The sequence below is a fragment of the Streptomyces sp. NBC_01257 genome (assembly GCF_035917255.1).
Classification (GTDB): domain Bacteria; phylum Actinomycetota; class Actinomycetes; order Streptomycetales; family Streptomycetaceae; genus Streptomyces.
Genome location: NZ_CP108472.1, coordinates 1,649,863 through 1,670,941, shown reverse-complemented (window position 1 = coordinate 1,670,941; position 21,079 = coordinate 1,649,863). Strand labels below are relative to the sequence as shown.

15 protein-coding genes are annotated in these 21,079 nt (G+C 72.9%); 7 read left to right on the top strand and 8 right to left on the bottom strand.

Going from position 1 to position 21,079, the window contains the following annotated elements; genetic code table 11:
- Positions 1-81: 81 nt before the first annotated feature.
- On the top strand, positions 82-4,878 hold the full coding sequence (locus OG408_RS06740; protein WP_326668858.1) for a hypothetical protein: 4,797 nt from the start codon (positions 82-84) through the stop codon (positions 4,876-4,878).
- Between the two features lie 66 nt (positions 4,879-4,944).
- Here the strand turns inward: OG408_RS06740 and OG408_RS06735 are convergent, their stop codons facing one another.
- Positions 4,945-5,292 carry a hypothetical protein gene (locus OG408_RS06735; RefSeq protein ID WP_323178038.1) on the bottom strand — a complete coding sequence of 116 codons (348 nt, stop codon included), beginning with the start codon at positions 5,290-5,292 and terminating at the stop codon, positions 4,945-4,947.
- A gap of 550 nt (positions 5,293-5,842) precedes the next feature.
- Here OG408_RS06735 and OG408_RS06730 point away from each other — a divergent pair.
- From OG408_RS06730 to OG408_RS06715, 4 genes are read left to right on the top strand one after another with little or no spacing between them, the layout of a single operon-like run.
- Entirely contained in the window at positions 5,843-8,719 is a 2,877-nt protein-coding gene (locus OG408_RS06730) for a sensor histidine kinase (RefSeq protein WP_326668857.1), read from the top strand.
- Positions 8,716-9,159, top strand: coding sequence for a roadblock/LC7 domain-containing protein (locus tag OG408_RS06725; protein WP_266776392.1), 444 nt, complete (start codon positions 8,716-8,718; stop codon positions 9,157-9,159). The genes OG408_RS06730 and OG408_RS06725 overlap by 4 nt, the downstream gene beginning before the upstream one ends.
- Before the next feature lie 9 nt (positions 9,160-9,168).
- Positions 9,169-9,591: a DUF742 domain-containing protein gene (locus OG408_RS06720; protein ID WP_266776390.1), complete on the top strand. Its 423-nt coding sequence runs from the start codon at positions 9,169-9,171 to the stop codon at positions 9,589-9,591.
- Positions 9,572-10,177, top strand: a complete 606-nt coding sequence (locus OG408_RS06715; RefSeq protein ID WP_266776388.1) for a GTP-binding protein — start codon at positions 9,572-9,574, stop codon at positions 10,175-10,177. Before OG408_RS06720 ends, OG408_RS06715 begins: the two co-directional genes overlap by 20 nt.
- A gap of 97 nt (positions 10,178-10,274) precedes the next feature.
- Here the strand turns inward: OG408_RS06715 and glpK are convergent, their stop codons facing one another.
- The 6 genes from glpK to OG408_RS06685 all read right to left on the bottom strand — a co-directional run bounded on the left by glpK (position 10,275) and on the right by OG408_RS06685 (position 15,820).
- Positions 10,275-11,789 carry a glycerol kinase GlpK gene (gene glpK / locus OG408_RS06710; protein ID WP_326668853.1) on the bottom strand — a complete coding sequence of 505 codons (1,515 nt, stop codon included), beginning with the start codon at positions 11,787-11,789 and terminating at the stop codon, positions 10,275-10,277.
- A 38-nt stretch (positions 11,790-11,827) separates the two neighbouring features.
- A complete protein-coding gene (locus tag OG408_RS06705) occupies positions 11,828-12,589 on the bottom strand; it encodes an MIP/aquaporin family protein (protein WP_266776384.1) in 762 nt (253 codons plus the stop codon).
- A 234-nt stretch (positions 12,590-12,823) separates the two neighbouring features.
- Positions 12,824-14,014 (bottom strand): lipid-transfer protein, encoded by a 1,191-nt coding sequence (locus OG408_RS06700; RefSeq protein WP_266776382.1) that lies wholly within the window; start codon positions 14,012-14,014, stop codon positions 12,824-12,826.
- Positions 14,011-14,490: a Zn-ribbon domain-containing OB-fold protein gene (locus tag OG408_RS06695; protein WP_326668850.1), complete on the bottom strand. Its 480-nt coding sequence runs from the start codon at positions 14,488-14,490 to the stop codon at positions 14,011-14,013. Before OG408_RS06695 ends, OG408_RS06700 begins: the two co-directional genes overlap by 4 nt.
- A gap of 48 nt (positions 14,491-14,538) precedes the next feature.
- Positions 14,539-14,886: a DUF962 domain-containing protein gene (locus tag OG408_RS06690; RefSeq protein ID WP_266776378.1), complete on the bottom strand. Its 348-nt coding sequence runs from the start codon at positions 14,884-14,886 to the stop codon at positions 14,539-14,541.
- A gap of 124 nt (positions 14,887-15,010) precedes the next feature.
- A complete protein-coding gene (locus OG408_RS06685; RefSeq protein WP_266776376.1) occupies positions 15,011-15,820 on the bottom strand; it encodes a M15 family metallopeptidase in 810 nt (269 codons plus the stop codon).
- Between the two features lie 97 nt (positions 15,821-15,917).
- Here OG408_RS06685 and OG408_RS06680 point away from each other — a divergent pair, with 97 nt between their 5' ends.
- Positions 15,918-16,427, top strand: a complete 510-nt coding sequence (locus OG408_RS06680) for an NUDIX domain-containing protein (RefSeq protein WP_266776374.1) — start codon at positions 15,918-15,920, stop codon at positions 16,425-16,427.
- Between the two features lie 12 nt (positions 16,428-16,439).
- Here OG408_RS06680 and OG408_RS06675 read toward each other — a convergent pair whose 3' ends face one another.
- Positions 16,440-18,791, bottom strand: a complete 2,352-nt coding sequence (locus OG408_RS06675; RefSeq protein ID WP_326668847.1) for a glycoside hydrolase family 31 protein — start codon at positions 18,789-18,791, stop codon at positions 16,440-16,442.
- A 253-nt stretch (positions 18,792-19,044) separates the two neighbouring features.
- On the opposite strand from OG408_RS06675, the gene OG408_RS06670 reads away from it, so the two are divergent.
- Positions 19,045-21,021: an acetoacetate--CoA ligase gene (locus OG408_RS06670; protein WP_326668845.1), complete on the top strand. Its 1,977-nt coding sequence runs from the start codon at positions 19,045-19,047 to the stop codon at positions 21,019-21,021.
- The last annotated feature ends 58 nt before the right edge of the window (positions 21,022-21,079 follow it).

Below are 21,079 nucleotides of genomic sequence, written 5' to 3'. Positions count from 1 at the left end.
CCCCGCCGCCCGGGGCCCGGCACTGCCGGCCCCGCCACCGACATCGCCTTCCCGCTGTCCGAACGACGAGAGTCCGCCGCCATGTACGAGCTGTCCCGGGTCCGCCTCTACTCCATCGGGCCTGCCGGTGCGCGCTACGCCGACACCGTGCTTGACCTGCGCGGAGTCGGCGAGCCCGTGCCCCACCCCGCACCGGCACAGGCGGAGTTCTTCGAGGACGAGCCGGTCGGCCCGCCGCGCCGCCCCGCCCCCGCCGGGGTGCTCTTCCTGGAGAACGGCGGCGGCAAGTCCGTCCTGCTGAAGCTGATCTTCTCGGTGATGCTGCCCGGCCACCGCAACACCCTGGGCGGCGCGAGCTCCGGCGTCCTGCGCAAGTTCCTGCTCGCCGAGGACTGCGGGCACGTCGCGCTGGAGTGGCAGCACACCCTGACCGGCGAATGCGTCGTCGTCGGCAAGGTCAGCGAGTGGCGGGGACGCCAGGTCTCCAACGACCCGAGGAAGTTCGCCGAGGCCTGGTACTCCTTCCGCCCCGGGCCCGGGCTCAGCCTCGACTCGCTGCCCGTCGCCGAGGCCACCTCGGTCGGCCGTCCCGCCGAAGGCGTCTCCGGCGCCCGCGGCCGGCGCCGCACCATGAAGGGTTTCCGCGACGCGCTCACCGAGGCGGGCAAGTTCTACCAGCACCTCGACGTGCACTGGGAGGAGATCCACGACCGCTGGAACGAGCACCTCGGAGACCTGGGCCTGGACCCCGAACTCTTCCGCTACCAGCGCGAGATGAACGCCGACGAGGGCGAGGCCGCCGGACTCTTCGCCGTCAAGAAGGACTCCGACTTCACCGACCTGCTGCTGCGCGCCGTCACCGACACCCGTGACACCGACGGCCTCGCCGACCTCGTCAGCGGCTTCGGCAACAAGCTGGGCCGCCGCGCCGAGCTCACCGCCGAACGCGACTTCACCGCGGGCTCCGTCGACCTGCTCGGCCGCATCGTCGAGGCCGCCGGAACGCGCTCCCGCACCCGGGACATCCACGCCGGCGCCGAACGCCGCACCCGCAACCTGGCCCGCCGGCTCTCCGCCCGCGCCGGACTGGAGCGCGGCCGCACCGCGGAGCTCGCCCAGCAGGTCACCGGCGCCGCCCACACCGTCACCGGTGCCGAGGAGACCCGCGGCCGCAGCGCCCTCATCGCCGCCGAACTCGCCTACCGGCACGCCTCACTGGCCCTGACCGCGGCCGAGAAGAGCGCCGCCGCCCAGCGCCGCGAACTGGGCGACGCCCGCACCCTGCACTCCGCCTGGCAGGCCGCCGAGGCCGTGCTCCGCCACCGGGCCGCGGCCGACCGCTCCGCCCGCGTCGCCGTCGCGATCCGCGAGGCCGAGCGGGACGCCGCCCCGGCCCTCGCCGCCCGCGCCACCGCCGCCGCCGATCTCGTACGGGCCCTGCACACCGCCGCCGAAGCGGGCGAGAGCGTGGCCAACGAGGAGGAGGAGCGCTCCGACACCCTCCAGAGCGCGGGCGAGGCCGCCCACCGCGACGCCACCACCGCCGCCACCGAGGCCCAGCGCGCCCGCAGCGAGGCCGGCCACCTGCGCCAGCGCCTCGCGGAGGTGGAGCAGGAGACCGCCGAAGCCGTCCGGGCGGGCTGGCTGGACGACACCGCGCCCAACGCGGACCCGGCCCGCGCCGCGCTCGCCGCGAACGATGCCGAGAAGTCCGCGGTGGCCGCCTGGGACACCGCCCGTGAGGCCGCCGGAGCCGCCGCTGACCGGTCCAGGCAGGCCGCCGCCGCCGAGAGCCGGGCCGAACTCGCCGCCGCCCGCGCCGCCGACGGCGCCCGGGCCTCGGAACAGGCCTACGAGGCCGAGCTCAGGGCCGCCGAGTCGATCGCGGCCGACCACCGTCTCGCCGATCTGCTCGGCCTGCCCACGGCGGGCGGAGTTCCCCGGCCCCGCCGGGGCGCGCCCGGCGCTCCGGACGGCGCCGAGGACCAGCAGCGGAGCGACCGGGGCACGTCCGCCACCTCCGCGGCTGACGGGCCCGGATCGCCCGCCGCCACCCACACCGACGCGACCGCGACCACCGAACAGGCCCTCTCCGCCGACGAGTTCGACCGCAACGCCGACGAACTGCGGGACCTCCTCGACCAGGGCGTGGCCACCGCCGAACGGCGCCTCTTCGAACTGCGCACCGCGGCAGCCGACGACTCCCGCATCCTGGGCGCCCTCGGCGACGGCGGACTGCTGCCGCCCGGCCCCGACGTTCTCGCCACCGTCGAATACCTCGGCGAACACGGCATTCCGGCGCTGCCCGGCTGGCGCTACCTCGCCCAGGCCGTCGACCCCGCCGACCACGCGGCCGTACTCGCGGCCCGCCCCGAGCTCGTCGACGGCGTCGTCATCACCGACCCGGACGCGCACACCCGCGCCCGTGACGTCCTCGGTGCCGCCGCCCTGCTGCCGCGCTCCGCCGTGGCCGTGGGCACCGCCGCAGCCCTGCTCGCCCCCGTCCCGGACCCCGGCACCGGATCCGCCGACACCGACGGGGTGTTCCTCGTCCCGCCGAACCCGGCGATGCACGACGAGCACGCCGCAGACGAGGAGCGGCACGCGCTCCGCAGCCGGACCGCGGCCCGCGACGAGGACATCCGCACCCTGGCCGCCCGTCTCGCCGCGGACCGCGCGCTCGCCGCCCGCATCGGCTCCTGGCGCGCCGACTGCCCGCCCGGCATGCTCACCGAACTCGCCGAAGCGGCCGGCACCGCCCGCGCGGCAGCCGAGACCGCGGAGGCCGTCCTCGCCGAGGCCCGTACGGTGCGTGCCGAGGCCGACGAGGCCGCCGCCGACACCGCCCGGGTCCGCGACGAGCGCCAGGAGGCCGCCCAGCGCGCCCGCCGCGCAGCCGACGCACTCGCCGGACTCGCCTTCCGGCTGCGCGAACGGGCCGGCTGGCAGGCGAAGCTGCGCGAACTGGTCGACGAGGCGGCCGAGTCCGAGGCCCGCGCCACCGTCTGCCTGGAGCGCGCCCGCGCCGCCGACGAGGACCGCAGGGCCGCCCAGCGCGCCGCCGACGACGCCCGCCGCACCGCCCGCGCCCTGCGGGCCGAACGGGCCGAGATCGCAGGAGCCCCCGAGCACCTCCCGGAGCCCGATGCGGACGCCCCGCGGCACGCCCTGCCCGCCCTGCGCGAGGCCTACCGGGCGGCGTCCCAGCTCTACGAGAAGGTCGGCGTCGGCGCCGACCTGCGCGCCGAACAGGCCCGCGCGGAGAGCGACGAGAGCGCCGCACTGGCCGAACTCGACCGGCTCACCAACAAGGTCCGCACCCGGGCCGCCCTCCTCCTGGAAGGCACGGACGGGGCCGACGGCCCGTCCCGGCAGGCCGCCGCCGCCCGCGCCGAATCCCTCGTCCAGCTCCTGGAGACGCGCGCCTCGGCCGCCAGTGAGCAGCTGGGCCGCCTGCGCGGCGAGGCCGAGCGGCTGGCGCCCGACGACGGCGAGAGCCTGCACACCGAACTCCCCGACGGCCAGGTCCCGGCCGACGCCGAACAGGCCCAGACGCTGCTGCGCACCGCGACGGCCGAGCTCGCCGCCGCCACCGCCGCCCTGGACACCGCCCGGGCCGCCCACGCCGAACTGCTCCACGCCCACCGCACCGCCGAGGACTCGGCAGGCGGCTTCGACGAGACCGCCGCGCTCCTCCGGGACCTGCTGAGGGACCACGGCACGGAGGACGAGCCCGAGACCCCCGAGCCGTACCCGGGCAGCCTGGAGGAGGCCCGGCAGTCCGCGGCCGAGGCCCGCCGCTCACTGCGCGGCTGCGCCGCCGACCTGTCCACCGCCGAAGCGGCCGTGCGGGAGGCGAGCGACATCCTCGTCCGGCACGCCAACTCCACCCGCTACGAACAGGTCCGCACCCCCGCCCGCCAGCAGATCCGCGAACTCCCGGCCGCCGCGCTGCCCGAGCACGCGGAGAAGTGGGCGACCGCCTTCGCCCCCCGGCTGCGGGTCCTCACCGACGAACTGGCCCAGCTGGAGCGCAACCGCGACTCCATCGTCGACCGGCTGCGCGGGCTGGTGGACTCCGCGCTCACCACACTCCGCTCCGCCCAGCGCCTCTCCCGGCTCCCCGAGGGCCTGGGGGAGTGGTCCGGACAGGAATTCCTCCGGATCCGCTTCGAGGAACCCGACCAGGCCACCCTCACCGAACGCCTCGGCGAGGTCATCGACGAGGCCACCAAGGCGGCCCTGAAGAAGAACTCCGACCTCCGCCGCGACGGCATGTCCCTGCTGCTGCGCGGCGTACAGGCGGCGTTGGAGCCCCGCGGCATCGCCGTGGAGATCCTCAAGCCGGACGCCGTGCTCCGCGCCGAGCGGGTGCCGGTGGGACAGATGGGCGACGTCTTCTCCGGCGGTCAGCTGCTCACCGCGGCCATCGCGCTGTACTGCACGATGGCCGCCCTGCGGAGCAACGACCGGGGCCAGGACCGGCACCAGCACCGCCACGCGGGCACGCTGTTCCTCGACAACCCGATCGGCCGCGCCAACGCCACGTATCTGCTGGAGCTCCAGCGTGCGGTGTCGGATGCGCTGGGCGTCCAGCTGCTCTACACCACCGGCCTCTTCGACACGACGGCACTCGCCGAATTCCCGCTGGTGATCAGGTTGCGCAACGACGCGGACCTGCGGGCCGGACTGAAGTACATCAGTGTCGAGGAGCACCTGCGCCCCGGGCTGCCCCAGCAGGACCCCGGCACCGAGACGGTCCACGGGGAGATCACCGCGACCCGCATGTTCAAGCGGACCGCGGCGAAGCCGGACGTGCCCGCGGCCCGCAGCGAGGGCGAGCCCCGCACCGCGGCGGAACCCGGCACGGCCCCGTAGCCGCGGACCCCCGGCGGCCGGGCCGGACCCACGTCCGGCGCGAGCGGGGCGGAGGGCGGGACGCGGTCAGGCCCGGGAGAGCCGGTGCCCCGGGTCCTGCCGGCGTATCCGTGTGCCGTCCCGCTCGGCGGTCCGCGCCGCCCGCCTCGCCCTGCGCCGCTCACGGCGCAGCTGCCGGGCCGAACTGCTCGGGACCGACACCACGCCGTTGCGCTGGTTCCACACCTGGCGGGTGACCCACACGTCCAGCACCGACCAGGTCGCGACCACCGTGCTGGCCACACTGCTGAGCACCATCGGGAAGGCCAGCCAGGACCCCGCCAACGAGGCGAGGAAGGCGACCATCGCCTGGATGAGTGTCAGCGACATGATGAGTACCGCCCGCACGGCGGCCCTGCGTACCGGATCCGGCATCCGCCGGCGCAGCGCCGGTTCCTCGAACCAGAGCTGCTGCCGGGGAATGACCGGCGGGCCCTGCTTTCCCGGGTCCGCGGCGCCGGCCTCTTCCGCAGCCCGGGCCTGCGACGCCTGCGCCGCGCCATGACGCGCTTGCGTGTCCAACGACTTTCAACTCCCCACCACTGTCCGACTTCAGGGTTGCTGCCCCGCATGCACCCTTTCTACGCGGACGGACTGTCCCGTCCTGCTCAAGTGCACCTCTGCAGCTCTCCTGCCCCCGTACAGACAGACGAGTGCCGGTCCGTGAAGATTCCCTCGGAATGGCACGGAACGAAGAGTTCCAGCCAACCGCTGCGGGGAGGAATATGCCGCTCTGGCGGGCCTCTTCTGTCGCTTTCGCGAATTTCATCTCCCGGAATACCGGGACAAGTCATGGTCAACTCCCAGTAAGGCGGCCGAAAATCGTCCGGACATGCCTTCGAGTTGTCTGTGTGTCGGTAGTAGGCTCGCGCCGTTTGTTGACGGAACACGATTCCCGCACCGCGGGGCCGAGCTGGGGGAGGCCATGCGCTTTCGCGGAAAGTCCATCCGCAGGAAGATCGTGGCGTTGCTTCTGGTGCCGCTCGTCTCCCTCACCGCACTCTGGGGCTTCGCCACCTATCTCACGGGACGTGAGGCCGGGCAGCTCCTGAGCGCGAGCACCGTCGTGGAGAAGGTCGGCCACCCCCTGGAGGACACGGTCAGGGCGGTCCAGAACGAGCGCCGCCAGACCCTGGTCTTCCTCGCCGACCCGCGCGCGTCCGACGCCCTGCCGGTCCTGCGCAGGCAGCGCGTGGTCACCGACCGCGTCGTGGAACGCGTCAACACGAGCGCCCAGCAGGACGACATCCGCGACGCCCTGAGCACCGACGCGGAATCGCAGCTCGGCTCGATCCTCGGCGCCGTCGAGGAACTCGACGCCCTCCGGGACTCCGTCGACCGGCGCACCATCGGCCGGGCGAAGGCGATGGACTACTACAACCGCCTCATCGACCCCTGCTACCTCTTCCTGACCGGTCTCCACACGATGGAGAACGTCTCGATGGACAAGCAGGTCCGGGCGCTGACCGGTGTCTCACGGGCCCGCGAGATGCTCTCCAGGGAAGACGCGCTGGTCGCCTCGGGACTCCTGGCGGGGCGGTTCACCGCCCCCGAGCTCCGGCAGGTCTCCGACCTCGTGGCCAAGCGCGAGCTGCTGTACGAGATCAACCTCCAGGTCCTCCCCGAGTCCGAGCGCCGCCGCGTCGAGCAGTACTGGACCGGCCCCGACAGCGAACCGCTGCGCACCGCCGAGGACAAGCTCATCGCCCAGGGCGCCACCCGCGACTCCCGCGCGCTGGACGCCGCCCGCTGGCAGCAGGTCGCCCCACCGGTCCTGGACCGGCTGGCCAACGACTCGACGGAGATGAACAACCGCTTCCAGGACCGCGGCCGGCCCGCCGGCTACGGCGTCCTGATCAAGGCCGGGGTCGCCGGCGTCCTCGGCTTCCTGGCCCTGCTCGTCTCCGTCTTCGTCTCCGTGCGCATCGGCCGCGAACTCGTCCGTGACCTCTCCCGGCTGCGCAAGGACGCCCACGAGGTCTCCGGGGTCCGGCTGCCGAGCGTGATGCGCCGGCTCGCGGCCGGCGAACAGGTCGACGTCGAGACCGAGTCCCCGCACCTGAGTTACGAACGCGACGAGATCGGCCAGGTCGGCCAGGCACTGAACACCCTGCAGCGCGCCGCGGTCGAGGCGGCCGTCAAGCAGGCGGACATGCGCCGCGGCGTCTCCGAGGTGTTCGTCAACCTCGCCCGACGCAACCAGGTCCTCCTGCACCGCCAGCTGACGCTCCTGGACACCATGGAGCGCCGCACCGAGAACACCGACGAACTCGCGGACCTGTTCCGCCTCGACCACCTCACCACCCGGATGCGGCGCCACGCCGAGGGCCTCGTGATCCTCTCCGGAGCCGCCCCGTCCAGGCAGTGGCGCAAGCCCATCCAGCTCATGGACGTGGTGCGCGCGGCGGTCGCCGAGGTGGAGGACTACGAACGCATCGAGGTCCGCAGGCTCCCGCGGATCGGCGTGGGCGGCCCCGCCGTGGCCGACCTCACCCACCTCATCGCCGAACTCCTGGAGAACGCCACGGTGTTCTCGCCCCCGCACACCGCGGTCCAGGTGCACGGCGAGCAGGTCGCCAACGGCTTCACCCTCGAAATCCACGACCGCGGCCTCGGCATGCCCCCCGAGGTGCTCCTGGACGCCAACCTCCGGCTCGCCGAGACCCCCGAGTTCGAACTCTCGGACACCGACCGGCTCGGCCTCTTCGTCGTCAGCCGGCTGGCGCAACGGCAGAACGTCCGGGTGTCGCTCCAGACCTCCCCGTACGGCGGCACCACCGCCGTCGTCTTCATCCCGGCACCGTTGCTCACGGACGCCCCGGACTCGCACGGGAGCGGATTCCGCCTCGACCGCAGGTCCGAGAAGGCCATCGCCAGCAGCAGGCCGGGCAGCGCCCGGAAGGACGGCCGGGGCGAGGACTCCTCCGACCGCCGGCTCACCGCCGCCCGCCCGCCGGAGCGGCCCGGCAGCCTCTCACCGGTCCCCAGCGGGCTCGCGGACCCGGCCCTGCTGGACGGTCCGGTGGAGCTCGAAGGACCGGTCGCACCGCTGGACTTCGACCGTGACCCGGTCCTCGAAGCCGTCGCGGGCCGGGGCCTGGACCCCGCACTCGACGGCGTCTCCGACCTGGACGACACCGAGAGCGAACGAGGCGGCATCTTCCGCGCCCGCGAACTCCGGCGCGAAGGCGACCACGAGCAGCACCAGCAAGCCGCCGACCACACGGCGGGACCGGACGGTGTGCGGGCCCTGCGGCCGGACGGGGTACGCCCGCTGCCCCGCCGCACCCCGCCGACCCTCGTCACCGACCGGGGCCGCCGGGTCGACGAGAGCGGCCGCGCCCACCCGTCGAACGCCGAGCAGGAGCCCGCCCGCCCCGCCACCGGCCCCGTCCCGTCCGTGGACCGGCGCCGCCCCACCGAGCCCCGGCAGCCCAGCGGCTTCCGGACACCCGCCGGGCCCGCCACGCCGTCGGTACCGGCGCCCCGGTCCTCCACATCAGCCGTGCCGTCCGCGTCGTCGGTGCCGTCGGGGCAGGCCGCGCCCGACACCGTGGGCGGACTGCCCCGCCGCATCCGGCAGGCCAGCCTCGCCCCGCAGCTCCGCGAGGGCTCGGCGCACACCGCCGGGCCGGATCCGGTGGAGAGCGCCGAGGACATCGAGCGGGACGCGGACGAGGTACGCAGCCGCATGGCCTCGCTCCAGCGCGGCTGGCAGCGCGGACGCCTGCAGAACGCCGAGGACGTGACCGGCCCCGGCGACACAGCTCAAGGAACCACTTCGGGAGGGGACGGTCCATGACCGCACCGCACGCCTCAGCACTCAACTCCGCACGACAGGGGTCGGGTGAACTCAACTGGCTCCTGGACGAACTCGTCGAACGCGTCGCCAGCATCCGCAAGGCGCTGGTGCTCTCCAGCGACGGTCTCCCCACCGGCGCGTCCAAGGACCTGACCCGGGAGGACGGTGAGCACCTGGCCGCCGTCGCCTCCGGGTTCCACAGCCTCGCCAAGGGCGTCGGCCGCCACTTCGACGCGGGCAGGGTCCGGCAGACGGTCGTCGAGCTCGACGAGGCGTTCCTCTTCGTCACCGCGGCCGGCGACGGCAGCTGTCTCGCCGTACTGGCCGACTCGGACTCGGACGTGGGGCAGGTGGCGTACGAGATGACGCTGATGGTCAAGCGCGTGGGTGCCCACCTGGCCAACGCTCCCCGGACGACCGGTCTGCCCTCCGGAGGGTGAGTGGATGGCATGAGCGCCGATACCTCCCCCACTCCGGAGACCCCCGGCGACCCGCAGTCCTCGCGCTGGTACGACGCCGACGCGGGACCAGTGGTGCGCCCCTACGCGATGACCAGGGGACGCACCAGCAGTGCGTCCCGGCATCGCCTCGACCTGATCGCGATCGTCATGCCCGAACCCGCGGCGGACGACCCCGGCAGGGACCAGATGCTCTCCCCGGAACACGTGGAGATCGTCGAACTCTGCAGTGACATGCCCCAGTCGATCGCCGAGCTCGCGGCCGGTCTCGACCTCCCCGTCGGGGTGGTCCGGGTCCTGGTCGGTGACCTCGTCGAGGACGAGCTGGTGCACGTAACCCGTCCCGTTCCGCCGGCCGAGCTGCCGGACGTGAACATTCTTCGCGAGGTGATCAATGGCCTTCGGGCGCTCTAGCCGCAGCAGGCGGCCCGTGGAGCCCGTTACCCTGAAAATCCTGGTGGCGGGCGGCTTCGGAGTGGGCAAGACGACCCTGGTGGGAGCGGTCAGCGAGATCAGACCGCTGCGTACGGAGGAGATGCTGAGCGAGGCAGGGCGTCCGGTGGACGACCTGGACGGGGTCGAGGCGAAGACCACGACGACGGTGGCGATGGACTTCGGGCGGATCACGCTGCGCGAGGACCTGGTGCTGTATCTCTTCGGGACCCCGGGGCAGGACCGTTTCTGGTTCCTCTGGGACGAACTCGCACAGGGTGCGCTGGGGGCGGTCGTCCTCGCGGACACCCGCCGCCTGGAGGACTGCTTCGCGGCGGTCGACTACTTCGAGCGGCGGGAGATCCCGTTCGCGGTCGCGGTCAACTGCTTCGAGGGCGCGGGCCGTTTCCCCGCCGAGACGGTGCAGGCGGCACTGGACCTGGATCCGCAGGTGCCGGTGCTCATGTGCGACGCACGGGACCGGTCGTCCGTACGGGACGTGCTGGTGGCCGTCGTGGAACACGCGGTGGCCCGGGTGGACCGGCTCCGCGAGCCCGCCACGACGTAGGACGCCGGCCCCGTCCGGACAGCGGAACGCGGCTCGTACCCCCGCCGACGAGGGTACGGGCCGCGCGTCCATGGGACGGACGGGGAGCGTCGGCTCCCTACCGCCCGCCGGCCTCGTCCTGCCAGCCGAGGCTCCGCTCCACAGCCTTGCGCCAGTTGCCGTACTCGCGCTCGCGGACCTCCGGCTCCATCCGGGGCTGCCACTCCACATCGCGCTGCCAGTGCGTCTTGAGCTCGTCGAGCCCCGACCACACCCCGGTCGCGAGCCCCGCCGCGTACGCCGCGCCCAGGCAGGTGGTCTCCGAGATCTTCGGCCGGATCACCGGAACGCCCAGCACGTCGGCCTGGTGCTGCATGAGGAGACGGTTCGCGGTCATGCCGCCGTCCACCTTGAGCGTGGTGATCGGCACCCCGGAGTCCTGGTACATCGCGTCGACGACCTCACGGGTCTGCCAGCTGGTCGCCTCCAGGACGGCGCGGGCCAGATGCGCCTTGGTGACATAGCCGGTCAGACCGGTGATCACGCCCCGGGCGTCGGAGCGCCAGTAGGGGGCGAACAGCCCGGAGAACGCGGGCACGATGTACGCCCCGCCGTTGTCCTCGACGCTCTCCGCCAGCGTCTCGATCTCCGCCGCGCTGCCGATGATCCCGAGCTGGTCGCGGAACCACTGGACGAGCGCCCCGGTGATCGCGATCGACCCTTCCAGGCAGTAGACGGGAGGCTCGTCGCCGATCCGGTAGCCCAGCGTGGTGATCAGCCCGTTCTTGGACGGCACGGGACGGTTCCCGGTGTTGAGCAGCAGGAAACTGCCGGTGCCGTACGTGTTCTTGGCCGTGCCCGGGTCGTAGCAGGCCTGCCCGAAGACGGCGGCCTGCTGGTCGCCCAGGGCGGAGGCCACCGGCACCCCGGCCAGCGCGCCCACGGCCGTTCCGTACACCTCGGACGAGGACCTGATCTCCGGCAGCACCGCCTCCGGGATGTTCATGGCCGCCAGGACGGACGGGTCCCACCGGAGCGTCTCCAGATCCATCAGCATCGTGCGCGACGCGTTGGTCACGTCCGTGACGTGGACGCCGCCGTCGGTGCCGCCCGTGAGGTTCCAGATCAGCCAGGAGTCCATGGTGCCGAACGCGATCTCGCCCCGCTCGGCCCGTTCACGCAGGCCGGGCACGTGGTCCAGCAGCCAGGCCGCCTTGGGCCCGGAGAAGTAGCTGGCCAGCGGGAGGCCGGTGGTGGCGCGGAACCGGTCCTGCCCGTCGGCGCCGCCCAGCTCGTGACAGAGGGCGGCGGTACGGGTGTCCTGCCACACGATGGCGTTGTGGACGGGGAGCCCGGTGGCCCGGTCCCAGAGGACGGTCGTCTCGCGCTGGTTGGTGATGCCGAGGGCGGTGAGCTGGTCCGCCCGCAGTCCGGCCCGGTCCAGGGCGCCGGCCACGACGGCCTGCACGGTGGTCCAGATCTCGGAGGCGTCGTGCTCCACCCAGCCGGGCCGGGGGAAGATCTGCCGGTGCTCGCGCTGGTCGACGGCGACGGCGGCACCGTCCTGGTCGAAGATGATGCAGCGGCTGGAGGTGGTGCCCTGGTCGATGGCGGCGACAAACCTGTTCGTCATGATGTCCCCTTGTCCGTCGGATCCTTCCGGCCCAGGCCTCAGAACGCGGCGTTGAACACGAGCCCGCCCAGCAGCCCGCCCACGATCGGCCCCACGACCGGTATCCAGGCGTAACCCCAGTCGGACGTGCCCTTGTTGGGTATCGGAAGCAGCGAATGCACCAGCCGGGGACCGAGGTCACGGGCCGGATTGATGGCATAGCCGGTGGGCCCGCCCAGCGAGAGGCCGATCCCCACCACGAGGAGGGACACCAGGAGTACGGAGATCCCGGAGCCGTAGATACCGGCGCCGGCCCCCGCGACCGGTCCGATCCCGATTCCCGCGTTCTTCCCGAAGGCCAGGATCGGCAGCACCAGAGCGGCCGTCGCGATGATCTCGGTGGCGAGGTTGGCCACCGGGTTCCGGATCTCCGGCGCGGTCGCGAAGATGCCGAGCGTGGGCCCGGACGTCTCCTGGTCGGCGTTGGCGCGGAACTGCGCGTAGTACGTCAGCCAGGCCAGCACCGCGCCGATGACCGCGCCGGTCAGCTGACCCAGGATGTAGACGGGGACCTTGTCCCACTCGCCGGTGTCGACGGCGATGCCGACGGTCACCGCCGGATTGAGGTGGCCGCCCGACAGCGGGGCGGCGGTGTAGGCGCCGGCCAGTACGCCGAAGCCCCATCCGAAGGCGATGACGACCCAGCCGGCGGCCCTGGCCTTCGAGTGGTGGAGCGTGACGGCGGCACAGACGCCGGCGCCGAAGAGGATGAGGATGGCCGTTCCGAGGACTTCCCCGGTGAAGATGTCTCCATTGCTCATGGCGCTCCCAGTGGTTGTCCGGCGGGTTTCGCCGGGCGCTTCCATGGCTACGGAGGCCGGGAGCAGGCAGGAGCCGTGCCCCGCCCGGCGACCGTGACGAGCGTGGGACCAGCCGGCCGCCGTGTGTGGGAGGACGGCATCGGCTGGGAATGGAGTGTTCACCGCGCTTGATGGGTCGTCAAGGACGCGGACAACAAACGCTGTTGACGGCACGTGCCGGTGACGGATGCCGCTTCAGCGCACCGCCACGACGGCGGAACCGTGACCGAACAGCCCCTGGTTCGCCGTGATCCCGGCCCGCGCTCCCGGAACCTGCCGTTCCCCCGCCGCGCCCCGCAACTGCCAGGTCAGCTCGCAGACCTGGGCGATGGCCTGGGCCGGTACCGCCTCGCCGAAGGAGGCGAGTCCGCCGCTCGGGTTCACCGGAATACGTCCGCCGAGCGCCGTGGCCCCGGAGCGGACGAGACCCGCTCCCTCGCCGGGCGGGCACAGCCCGATGTCCTCGTACCACTCCAGCTCCAGTGCGGTGGACAGGTCGTACACCTCCGCGAGCGACAGGTCCCCGGGACCGATGCCCGCCTCCTCGTACGCCGCCTGTGCGATCGAGGCGCGGAAGCTCAGGGGCGAGGGCTGTGCGGCGACGGCCGAGTCGGTCGCGATGTCCGGCAGGTCCAGCACGGCCTTGGGGTAGGTGGGCGTCACGGTAGAAACGGCGCGGATACGGACCGGGTCCGCGGTCCCGTGCCGCCGGGCGAAATCCATGCTGGACAGGACGAGGGCCGCCGCGCCGTCGGAGGTGGCGCAGATGTCCAGCAGACGCAGCGGATCGGCCACCACCGCGGAGGCGGCGACCTGCTCGGCGGTCACCGGGGCCCGGTAGCGGGCGTTGGGATTCAGCGCGCCGGCCGCCGCGTTCTTCACCTTGACCAGCGCGAAGTCCTCAGGAGTGTCCCCGTGCAGGGCCATCCGGCGGCGGGCGTACAGCCCGAAGTACGCGGGGTTCGTCGCACCGAGCACGCGGAACCGCAGCCAGTCCGGATCGTCGGGCCGGTCGCCGCCCGCCGGGGCGAAGAACCCCTTGGGCGCCGCGTCCGCACCCACCACGAGCACCACGTCCGCCATGCCGGCCAGGATCTGCGCCCTGGCGGTGTTGACGGCCTGGGCCCCCGACGCGCAGGCCGCGTACACACTCGTCACGCGGGCGCCCTGCCAGCCCAGCGCCTGCGCGAACGTCGCCCCGGCCACATAGCCCGGATAGCCGCCGCGCACGGTGTCCGCCCCGACGACGGACTGCACGTGCTGCCACTCGACGCCCGCGTCCGCGAGCGCGTTACGGGCCGCCACGGTGCCGTAGTCGACGAAACTGCGGCCCCACTTGCCCCAGGGGTGCATTCCGGCCCCGAGGACGGCCACGTCCCCGCTCATGCCGCACCCTCCCCGGAACCGTCGGACACCGGCCGCCAGTGCCAGGTGGTCCGGACCGTGCCGTCGTCGTCACCGGGGCCCGTGTCCAGGACACCCGGCACGGCCTCGACCGTCATCCCGACCGCGAGATCTCCGACGCCGACGCCGGGTGCCGCCTGACCGAGCACGACCATCCGCTCGGCCGCCAGCTCCACGGCCACCAGCGTGTACGGCTGCCAGGGCACCCCGGGATCCGAGAGGTAGGGGGCGGGTGGCCGGTAACGCCCGTCGGTGTACGACCACACCGTGCCGCGCCGGGACAGCGGTACCTCGGCCAGCTCTTCGCCGGCACAGGCCGGATTGCGGCAGAAACCTTTGTGGGGCGGGAAGAAGACCGATGAGCAGAGCGGGCAGCGGGTGCCCAGCAGCCGGAACTCCTCCTCCGGACCGTCCTCGGTGAACCACCCGGCCACCACAGGTATGCGCTTGCGCGGCAAAGCCCCTCCCGGCACTGGATCTGACGGAACGTCAGAAGTGTGCCACGGTCAGCTGTTGTCGGCGAGCCACTTGGCAGCGGTCTCCGCTAGCTCGTGGTCGCGGCCGGCCAGCATCATCCCGATCATCTGCGCGTCCCCGCGCAGTGACCAGGCGGGATGACCGAACGTGGCGGGGTTGTTCTTCTCGATCAGGAAGTGGGCGGGCCAGGCGGTCCCGTATCCGATCAGCGGCAGCGCCGCCAGGTACCGCCTGCGGCCGCGCGCCAGGCCGTAGGCGGCGATCGTGAGACCGGTCAGGGTGCCGGTCAGATGGACCCAGCGGGTCGCGGCCCGGGAGTGCATCGCGACGTAGTAGGGCCAGAACTCTTCGTACGAATCGAACGTCTGCTGTGACATACCGGCACCGTAATGGCTGGGGCGGCAACCGGATACGGCCGATCCGCGTCCGAGAAGAAGAACGGGCGGCTGGAATCCACGGGGGTGGTCCCAGCCGCCCGCTCTTCCTTGTCGGAGGCGGGCCCTATCGGTGACCGGCGACGGACCTGCTGGCCACCGGGAAGTCGAAGTAGGTGTCCGGGAACAGCTCCGGCTTGAAGGTGTAGTGCCACCACTCCTCGGCCAGGTTCACGAATCCGGCGTCGGTCAGGGTCTTCTTGAGGAACTGGCGGTTGGCGCGCTGGACGCCCTGGACCCGCGGGTCGTCCGTGTGCGAGAGCGTGTCGAAGCAGTCGAAGCCGGTGCCCATGTCCACCGAGTTGTCAGGGAAGCGATCGGCCTGCGGCGCGTAGCACGGCACCAGTTCCTCGCCCGGCCGGTACGGCCTGGTCGGCAGGGCCGGCAGCCGCACCAGCGTCAGGTCGACGGTGCTGCCCCGGCTGTGGCCGGACTTCTCCGCGATGTAACCGTCCGCGAACAGCCGGGTCTTGTCGACCTGCGGATAGAACTCGCCCTTCATGGTCTCGTCGTCGAGATCCTTCGCCCACCGCACGAAGTGGTCGACGGCCCGCTGCGGCCGGTAACAGTCGTACACCTTGAGCGAATAGCCCTGGCGCAGCAGCCGGAGCTGGGCGCGGTGCAGGGCCTCGGCGGCCGGCCGGGTCAGGATGCAGAGGGACTGGCGGTACCCGTCCACCGGTGTGCCCATGAAGTCGTGCCCGGTGGGGTAGCGCATCTCCTGGATGATCGTGGGATCCACCGAGCGCAACGCGACGAACTCCCGGGGAGCCTTCGGCTCGGGCTTCGCCTGCGCCACCGGGGCGGCGGCGGTGACGGCGAGCAGCGTGGCGGCGGTGGCGGCCAGGACACGGAAAGCGGAAGCAATACCTGTCATGAGCACATCGTCCATCAGGCCTCCCGTCCCGGGTGGCCGATCGGATACAGTCCGCGCGTGTCCGCGGCAACGCGGAACCCCGAAACCGGAGGAGCCCGTGAAGCACTCCCACTGCGGCAGCTGCGGAACCCCGTACGCCTCACTCGCGTCCCCGGACGCCTGGCCCCGCACCTGCACCGCCTGCGGCGACACCGCGTACCGCAACCCCCTCCCGGTCGCCGTCGCCCTGCTTCCCGTCACCGGTCCAGACGGCACCGGACTCGTCGTCATCACCCGCACCATCGAACCGAGCCTCGGCGGCACCGCCCTCCCCGGCGGATTCATCGACCACGCCGAGGACTGGAGGCACGCGGTCGTCCGCGAGCTCCGCGAGGAGACCGGGATCGAGGCCCAACGGGACGACGTCCGCCTCGCCGACGCCCTCAGCGACCCGGACGGACACCTGCTCCTGTTCGGGCTGCTCCCCGAACGCCCGGCCGCCGCCCTCCCGCCGTCCGCACCCACCGACGAGACCTCCGGGTACGCGGTCCTCCACGCCCCCGCCCCCCTCGCCTTCCCCCTCCACACCGAGGCGGTCCGCTCCTGGTTCGCGGGCCGCTACCGCTGACCGCGGCCCCGCTCAGACCCCGCGCACCCGGACCGGACAGTCCACCAGCCCCTCCTCACCGTCCCGTTCCACCACGACCCGCCCGTCCGCGAACCGGCTCGTGTACCGCTCGACCACCGACGGCTCCCAGCCGTCACCCGCGTCACGGACCACCGAGCCGCCCCCGCCGCGCCCCGCAGCCGGAGCCCACACCTCCAGCTCCAGCCCGCCGTCCGCGCCCCGCACCGGAATCACCGCACCGGCCCGCGCCAGCACCGGCACCCGCGACAGCGGCGCGTCGACCATCACCTGACCCGGACCCTCGTACACCGCACCGCTCACCGTGTCGTACCAGCGCCCCGGCGGCAGCCGCACCGCCCGCTGCCCGGCCCCCGGCGTCAGCACCGGCGCCACCAGCAACGCGTCCCCCAGCAGGAACGCGTCCTCGCACTCCCGGAGCGCCCGGTCGCCAGGAGCCGCCCACCACAGCGGGCGCACATAGGGGGAACCGGTCAGCCGGGCCAGCTGCGCCAGCGTCACCCAGTACGGACGCAGCCGCTCCCGCTCCACCAGGACCTCCCGCGCCGCGTCGAGCACCGCCGGACCGAACTCCCACGGCTCCCGGCGCCCCGCGTCGATCGCCGCATGCGTGCGGAACAGCGGAAGATACGCCCCCAGCTGGAACCACCGCAGATACAGCTCGGGCGACGGCGACCCGTCGAACCCGCCCACATCCGGCCCCGAGTACGGCACCCCGCACAGCCCGAGACCCAACACCAGCGCCAGCGAGGCCCGCAGCCCCGGCCAGCCGGTCGCCACATCGCCGGACCAGGTGCCGCCGTACCGCTGCATCCCGGCCCAGCCCGAGCGCGAGAACAGGAACGGCCGCTCGTCAGGCCGCAGCCGGCGCAGCCCCTCATAACCCGCGCGCGCCATCGCGAGCCCGTACACGTTGTGGGCCTCGCGGTGATCACCACCGCGCCCCTCGAGGCAGTGCCGCGCGGAGAGGGGCAGCGTCGGGTCACCGAACGCAGCGAACGACACCGGCTCGTTCATGTCGTGCCAGACACCGGAGAAGCCCTGCGCCAGCCGCTCCTCGTACAGCCCGCCCCACCACGTACGCACCCGCGGATCGGTGAAGTCCGGATACACGCACTCACCCGGCCACACCTCCCCGCGCACGGTCCGCCCCCGGGCGTCCCGGACGAACGCCCCCGAAGCCCCCACCGCCGCACCCGTGTCGAACACCGCGTCGCCCGGCACCGCCGCCACCGCCGGGTCCACGATCGACACCAGCCGCACCCCGTCCTCGCGCAACTCCTCGGCCAGCCCCGGCAGATCGGGGAAGCGCTCACGGTCCACGGTGAACACCCGGTGCGCGTCGCAGTGGTCGATGTCCAGATGGAGGACCGGGAGCGGCAGCCCCCGCTCCCGGTACCCCGCCACGATCCGCCGCACCTCCTGCTCGCTCCCGAAGCCCCACCTGGCATGCTGCGGACCCAGCGCCCACGACGGCGGCAGCGCCGGGGCGCCCGTCAGCGCCGACCACCCCTGCAGCACCCGGGCCGGCGTACCCGCCACCACCCAGCAGCGCAGCGGCCCCCCGTCCATCCGCACCTCGGACGTCCCCGGCCGGTCATGCCCGGAGCCCGCCCCCTCCTCGCCCTCGCACAACGTCACCCGGCCCGCCCACGGGTTGTCGTGGAACGCCAGATGCGTTCCCGCGTCGGAGACCACCATCTGCACCGGCATCGTCAGATACAGCGGATCGTCCTCCGGCCCGAACCGCCCGCCCGGATCCGTGTTCCACAGCCGGTACACCCCGTCCCTGAGCCGGGGACCCGCGGCCCGCCCGCCCAGCCCGAAGAAGCGCGCGTCCGCGGGAACCTCGGACCGCTGGACCCACCGCGCCGGCCCGCCGGCCACCGGCTCCCACCACCGGGGCGGAAGCTCCCGCCGGAGCAGCACCCCGCCCGGCGTCCGCAGCTCCACCGCCCCGTGACGCGACACCACCACCGTCAGCCGCTCCGACACCACCTGCCAGCCGCCGTCCTTGTCCGGCTCCAGCACGGCCCGCGGATCCGCGTCGGGAGCAGCCCCCGGCAGCGCGTACGAAGGCAGCGGCTCAGCACCGTCCCACCCCCAGAAGACCGCACCGCCCACCGCCACACGGATGCGCAGCTCCGAACGGGCGAACCTCACCACCCCGCCCCCCGGCCCCGGCTCCGCCGCCACCACGGCCCCCGGGACCCGGGCCCGTTCCGGACCGCGCACGGGCAGCGCCCGCGCATCCGCCCGCACCCGCCGCCACGCCGAGCGCACCGTACGCAGCCCCTGCTTCGAACCGACCAATCTCACCGAGCGCACCAGGTCACCACCGTCCATGCGGCTCACCCTGCCACCCGGCGATCCGCGAACGGGTTCTGTTCAACTTCCGTTCACCCATGGCCCGGCGGGGAACGCACCCGGCGGAGGTGTGGCCGGACCACACAGAGGGACACGCGCCCATGGGCGGGCAACCCTGGTGCGAAAGACGATCACATGGCATCGTCCGTGAAAGCCGCCTCACGCGCACACCCCAGCCCGTGCGCGCGACTCACGCACACACCGCGTACCCGTACAGCCAGGGAGCCGCCCCATGACCTCAGCAGCCGACGAAGCCCCCCTGTGGCAGCCCGGCCCCGACCGCATCGCGGCCGCCGCCGTCACCCGCTTCCAGAGCTGGGCGGCCGAACGCCACGGAGCACCGGCCGAGGGCGGCTACGCGAGCCTGCACCGGTGGTCCGTCGACCACCTCGACACCTTCTGGCAGGCCGTCGCCGAATGGTTCGACGTGCGGTTCTCCACCCCGTACGAAACCGTCATCGGCGACCGCACGATGCCCGGCGCCCAGTGGTTCCCCGGTGCCACCCTCAACTACGCCGAACACGCGCTGCGCACCGCCGAGGACCCGCTGCGCGCCGACGCCCCCGCGCTGCTCCACGTCGACGAGACCCACACCCAGGTCCCCCTCTCCTGGTCCGCGCTGCGCCGCCAGGTCGGCTCCCTCGCCGCCGAACTCCGCGCCCTGGGCATCACCCCCGGCGACCGCGTCAGCGGCTACCTCCCCAACATCCCGCAGGCGGTCGTCGCCTTCCTCGCCACCGCCGCCGTCGGAGGCGTCTGGACCTCCTGCGCCCCCGACTTCGGCGCCCGCAGCGTCCTCGACCGCTTCCAGCAGGTCGAACCCGTCGTCCTGTTCACCGTCGACGGATACCGCTACGGCGGCAAGGAACACCACCGCGCGGACACCGTCGCCGAGCTGCGCCGCGAACTGCCCACGCTGCGCGCCGTCGTCCACATCCCGCTGCTCGGCACCGACGCCCCCGAAGGCGCCCTCGACTGGTCGGCCCTCACCGCCGCCGACACCGAGCCGGTCTTCGAGCAGGTCCCCTTCGACCACCCGCTGTGGGTCCTCTACTCCTCGGGCACGACCGGCCTCCCCAAGGCCATCGTCCAGTCCCAGGGCGGCATCCTGCTCGAACACTTCAAGCAGATCGGCCTCCACTGCGACCTCGGACCCGAGGACCGCTTCTTCTGGTACACCTCCACCGGCTGGATGATGTGGAACTTCCTCGTCTCCGGCCTCCTCACCGGCACCACCCTCGTGCTGTACGACGGAAGCCCCGGCCACCCGGACGTCAGCGCCCAGTGGCGCGTCGCCGAACAGACCGGCGCCACCCTCTTCGGCACCTCCGCCGCCTACGTCATGGCCTGCCGCAAGGCCGGCATCCACCCGGGCCGCGACTTCGACCTCTCCCGCATCCAGTGCGTCGCCACCACCGGCTCCCCGCTCCCGCCCGACGGCTTCCGCTGGCTGCACGACGAGGTGGCCGACGACCTGTGGATCGCCTCCGTCAGCGGCGGCACCGACGTCTGCAGCTGCTTCGCCGGCGCAGTCCCCACCCTCCCCGTCCACATCGGCGAGCTGCAGGCCGCGTGCCTCGGTACGGATCTCCAGTCCTGGGACCCCGCGGGCCGGCCGCTGACCGGCGAGGTCGGCGAACTCGTCGTCACCCAGCCCATGCCGTCCATGCCGATCCGCTTCTGGAACGACCCCGACGGCAGCCGCTACCGCGACAGCTACTTCGAGATGTACCCGGGCACCTGGCGGCACGGGGACTGGATCACGATCACCGACCGCGGATCCGTCGTCATCCACGGCCGCTCCGACTCCACCCTCAACCGGCAGGGCGTCCGCATGGGCTCCGCCGACATCTACGAAGCCGTGGAGCGCCTCCCCGAGATCCGCGAGTCCCTCGTCATCGGCCTGGAGGAACCCGAAGGCGGCTACTGGATGCCGCTGTTCGTCCACCTCGCCGACGGCGCCGTCCTCGACGACGCCCTGCGCGACAGCATCAAGCGGACCATCCGCGAGAACCTCTCGCCCCGCCACGTGCCGGACGAGGTCATCGAGGTCCCCGGCATCCCGCACACCCTCACCGGCAAACGCATCGAGGTTCCGGTCAAACGCCTCCTCCAGGGAACGGCCCTGGCCAAGGCCGTCAACCCCGGCTCGATCGACAACCTGGAACTCCTCCACTTCTACGAGGAACTGGCCCGCAAGCGCCGCTGACCGACGCGTTGTCAGTGCCGGTGATTACTCTGAGTGAGCAATGATCGACAGCGCACTG

Bases quoted from the DNA above. Each gene is read 5' to 3' on its own strand.
- OG408_RS06675 (WP_326668847.1), bottom strand. From the start codon at position 18,791: ATGGACGGTGGTGACCTGGTGCGCTCGGTGAGATTGGTCGGTTCGAAG.
- OG408_RS06715 (WP_266776388.1), top strand. From the start codon at position 9,572: ATGGCCTTCGGGCGCTCTAGCCGCAGCAGGCGGCCCGTGGAGCCCGTT.
- OG408_RS06690 (WP_266776378.1), bottom strand. From the start codon at position 14,886: ATGTCACAGCAGACGTTCGATTCGTACGAAGAGTTCTGGCCCTACTAC.
- OG408_RS06725 (WP_266776392.1), top strand. From the start codon at position 8,716: ATGACCGCACCGCACGCCTCAGCACTCAACTCCGCACGACAGGGGTCG.
- glpK (WP_326668853.1), bottom strand. From the start codon at position 11,789: ATGACGAACAGGTTTGTCGCCGCCATCGACCAGGGCACCACCTCCAGC.
- OG408_RS06735 (WP_323178038.1), bottom strand. From the start codon at position 5,292: ATGCCGGATCCGGTACGCAGGGCCGCCGTGCGGGCGGTACTCATCATG.
- OG408_RS06730 (WP_326668857.1), top strand. From the start codon at position 5,843: ATGCGCTTTCGCGGAAAGTCCATCCGCAGGAAGATCGTGGCGTTGCTT.
- OG408_RS06670 (WP_326668845.1), top strand. From the start codon at position 19,045: ATGACCTCAGCAGCCGACGAAGCCCCCCTGTGGCAGCCCGGCCCCGAC.
- OG408_RS06720 (WP_266776390.1), top strand. From the start codon at position 9,169: ATGAGCGCCGATACCTCCCCCACTCCGGAGACCCCCGGCGACCCGCAG.
- OG408_RS06700 (WP_266776382.1), bottom strand. From the start codon at position 14,014: ATGAGCGGGGACGTGGCCGTCCTCGGGGCCGGAATGCACCCCTGGGGC.
- OG408_RS06705 (WP_266776384.1), bottom strand. From the start codon at position 12,589: ATGAGCAATGGAGACATCTTCACCGGGGAAGTCCTCGGAACGGCCATC.
- OG408_RS06740 (WP_326668858.1), top strand. From the start codon at position 82: ATGTACGAGCTGTCCCGGGTCCGCCTCTACTCCATCGGGCCTGCCGGT.
- OG408_RS06685 (WP_266776376.1), bottom strand. From the start codon at position 15,820: ATGACAGGTATTGCTTCCGCTTTCCGTGTCCTGGCCGCCACCGCCGCC.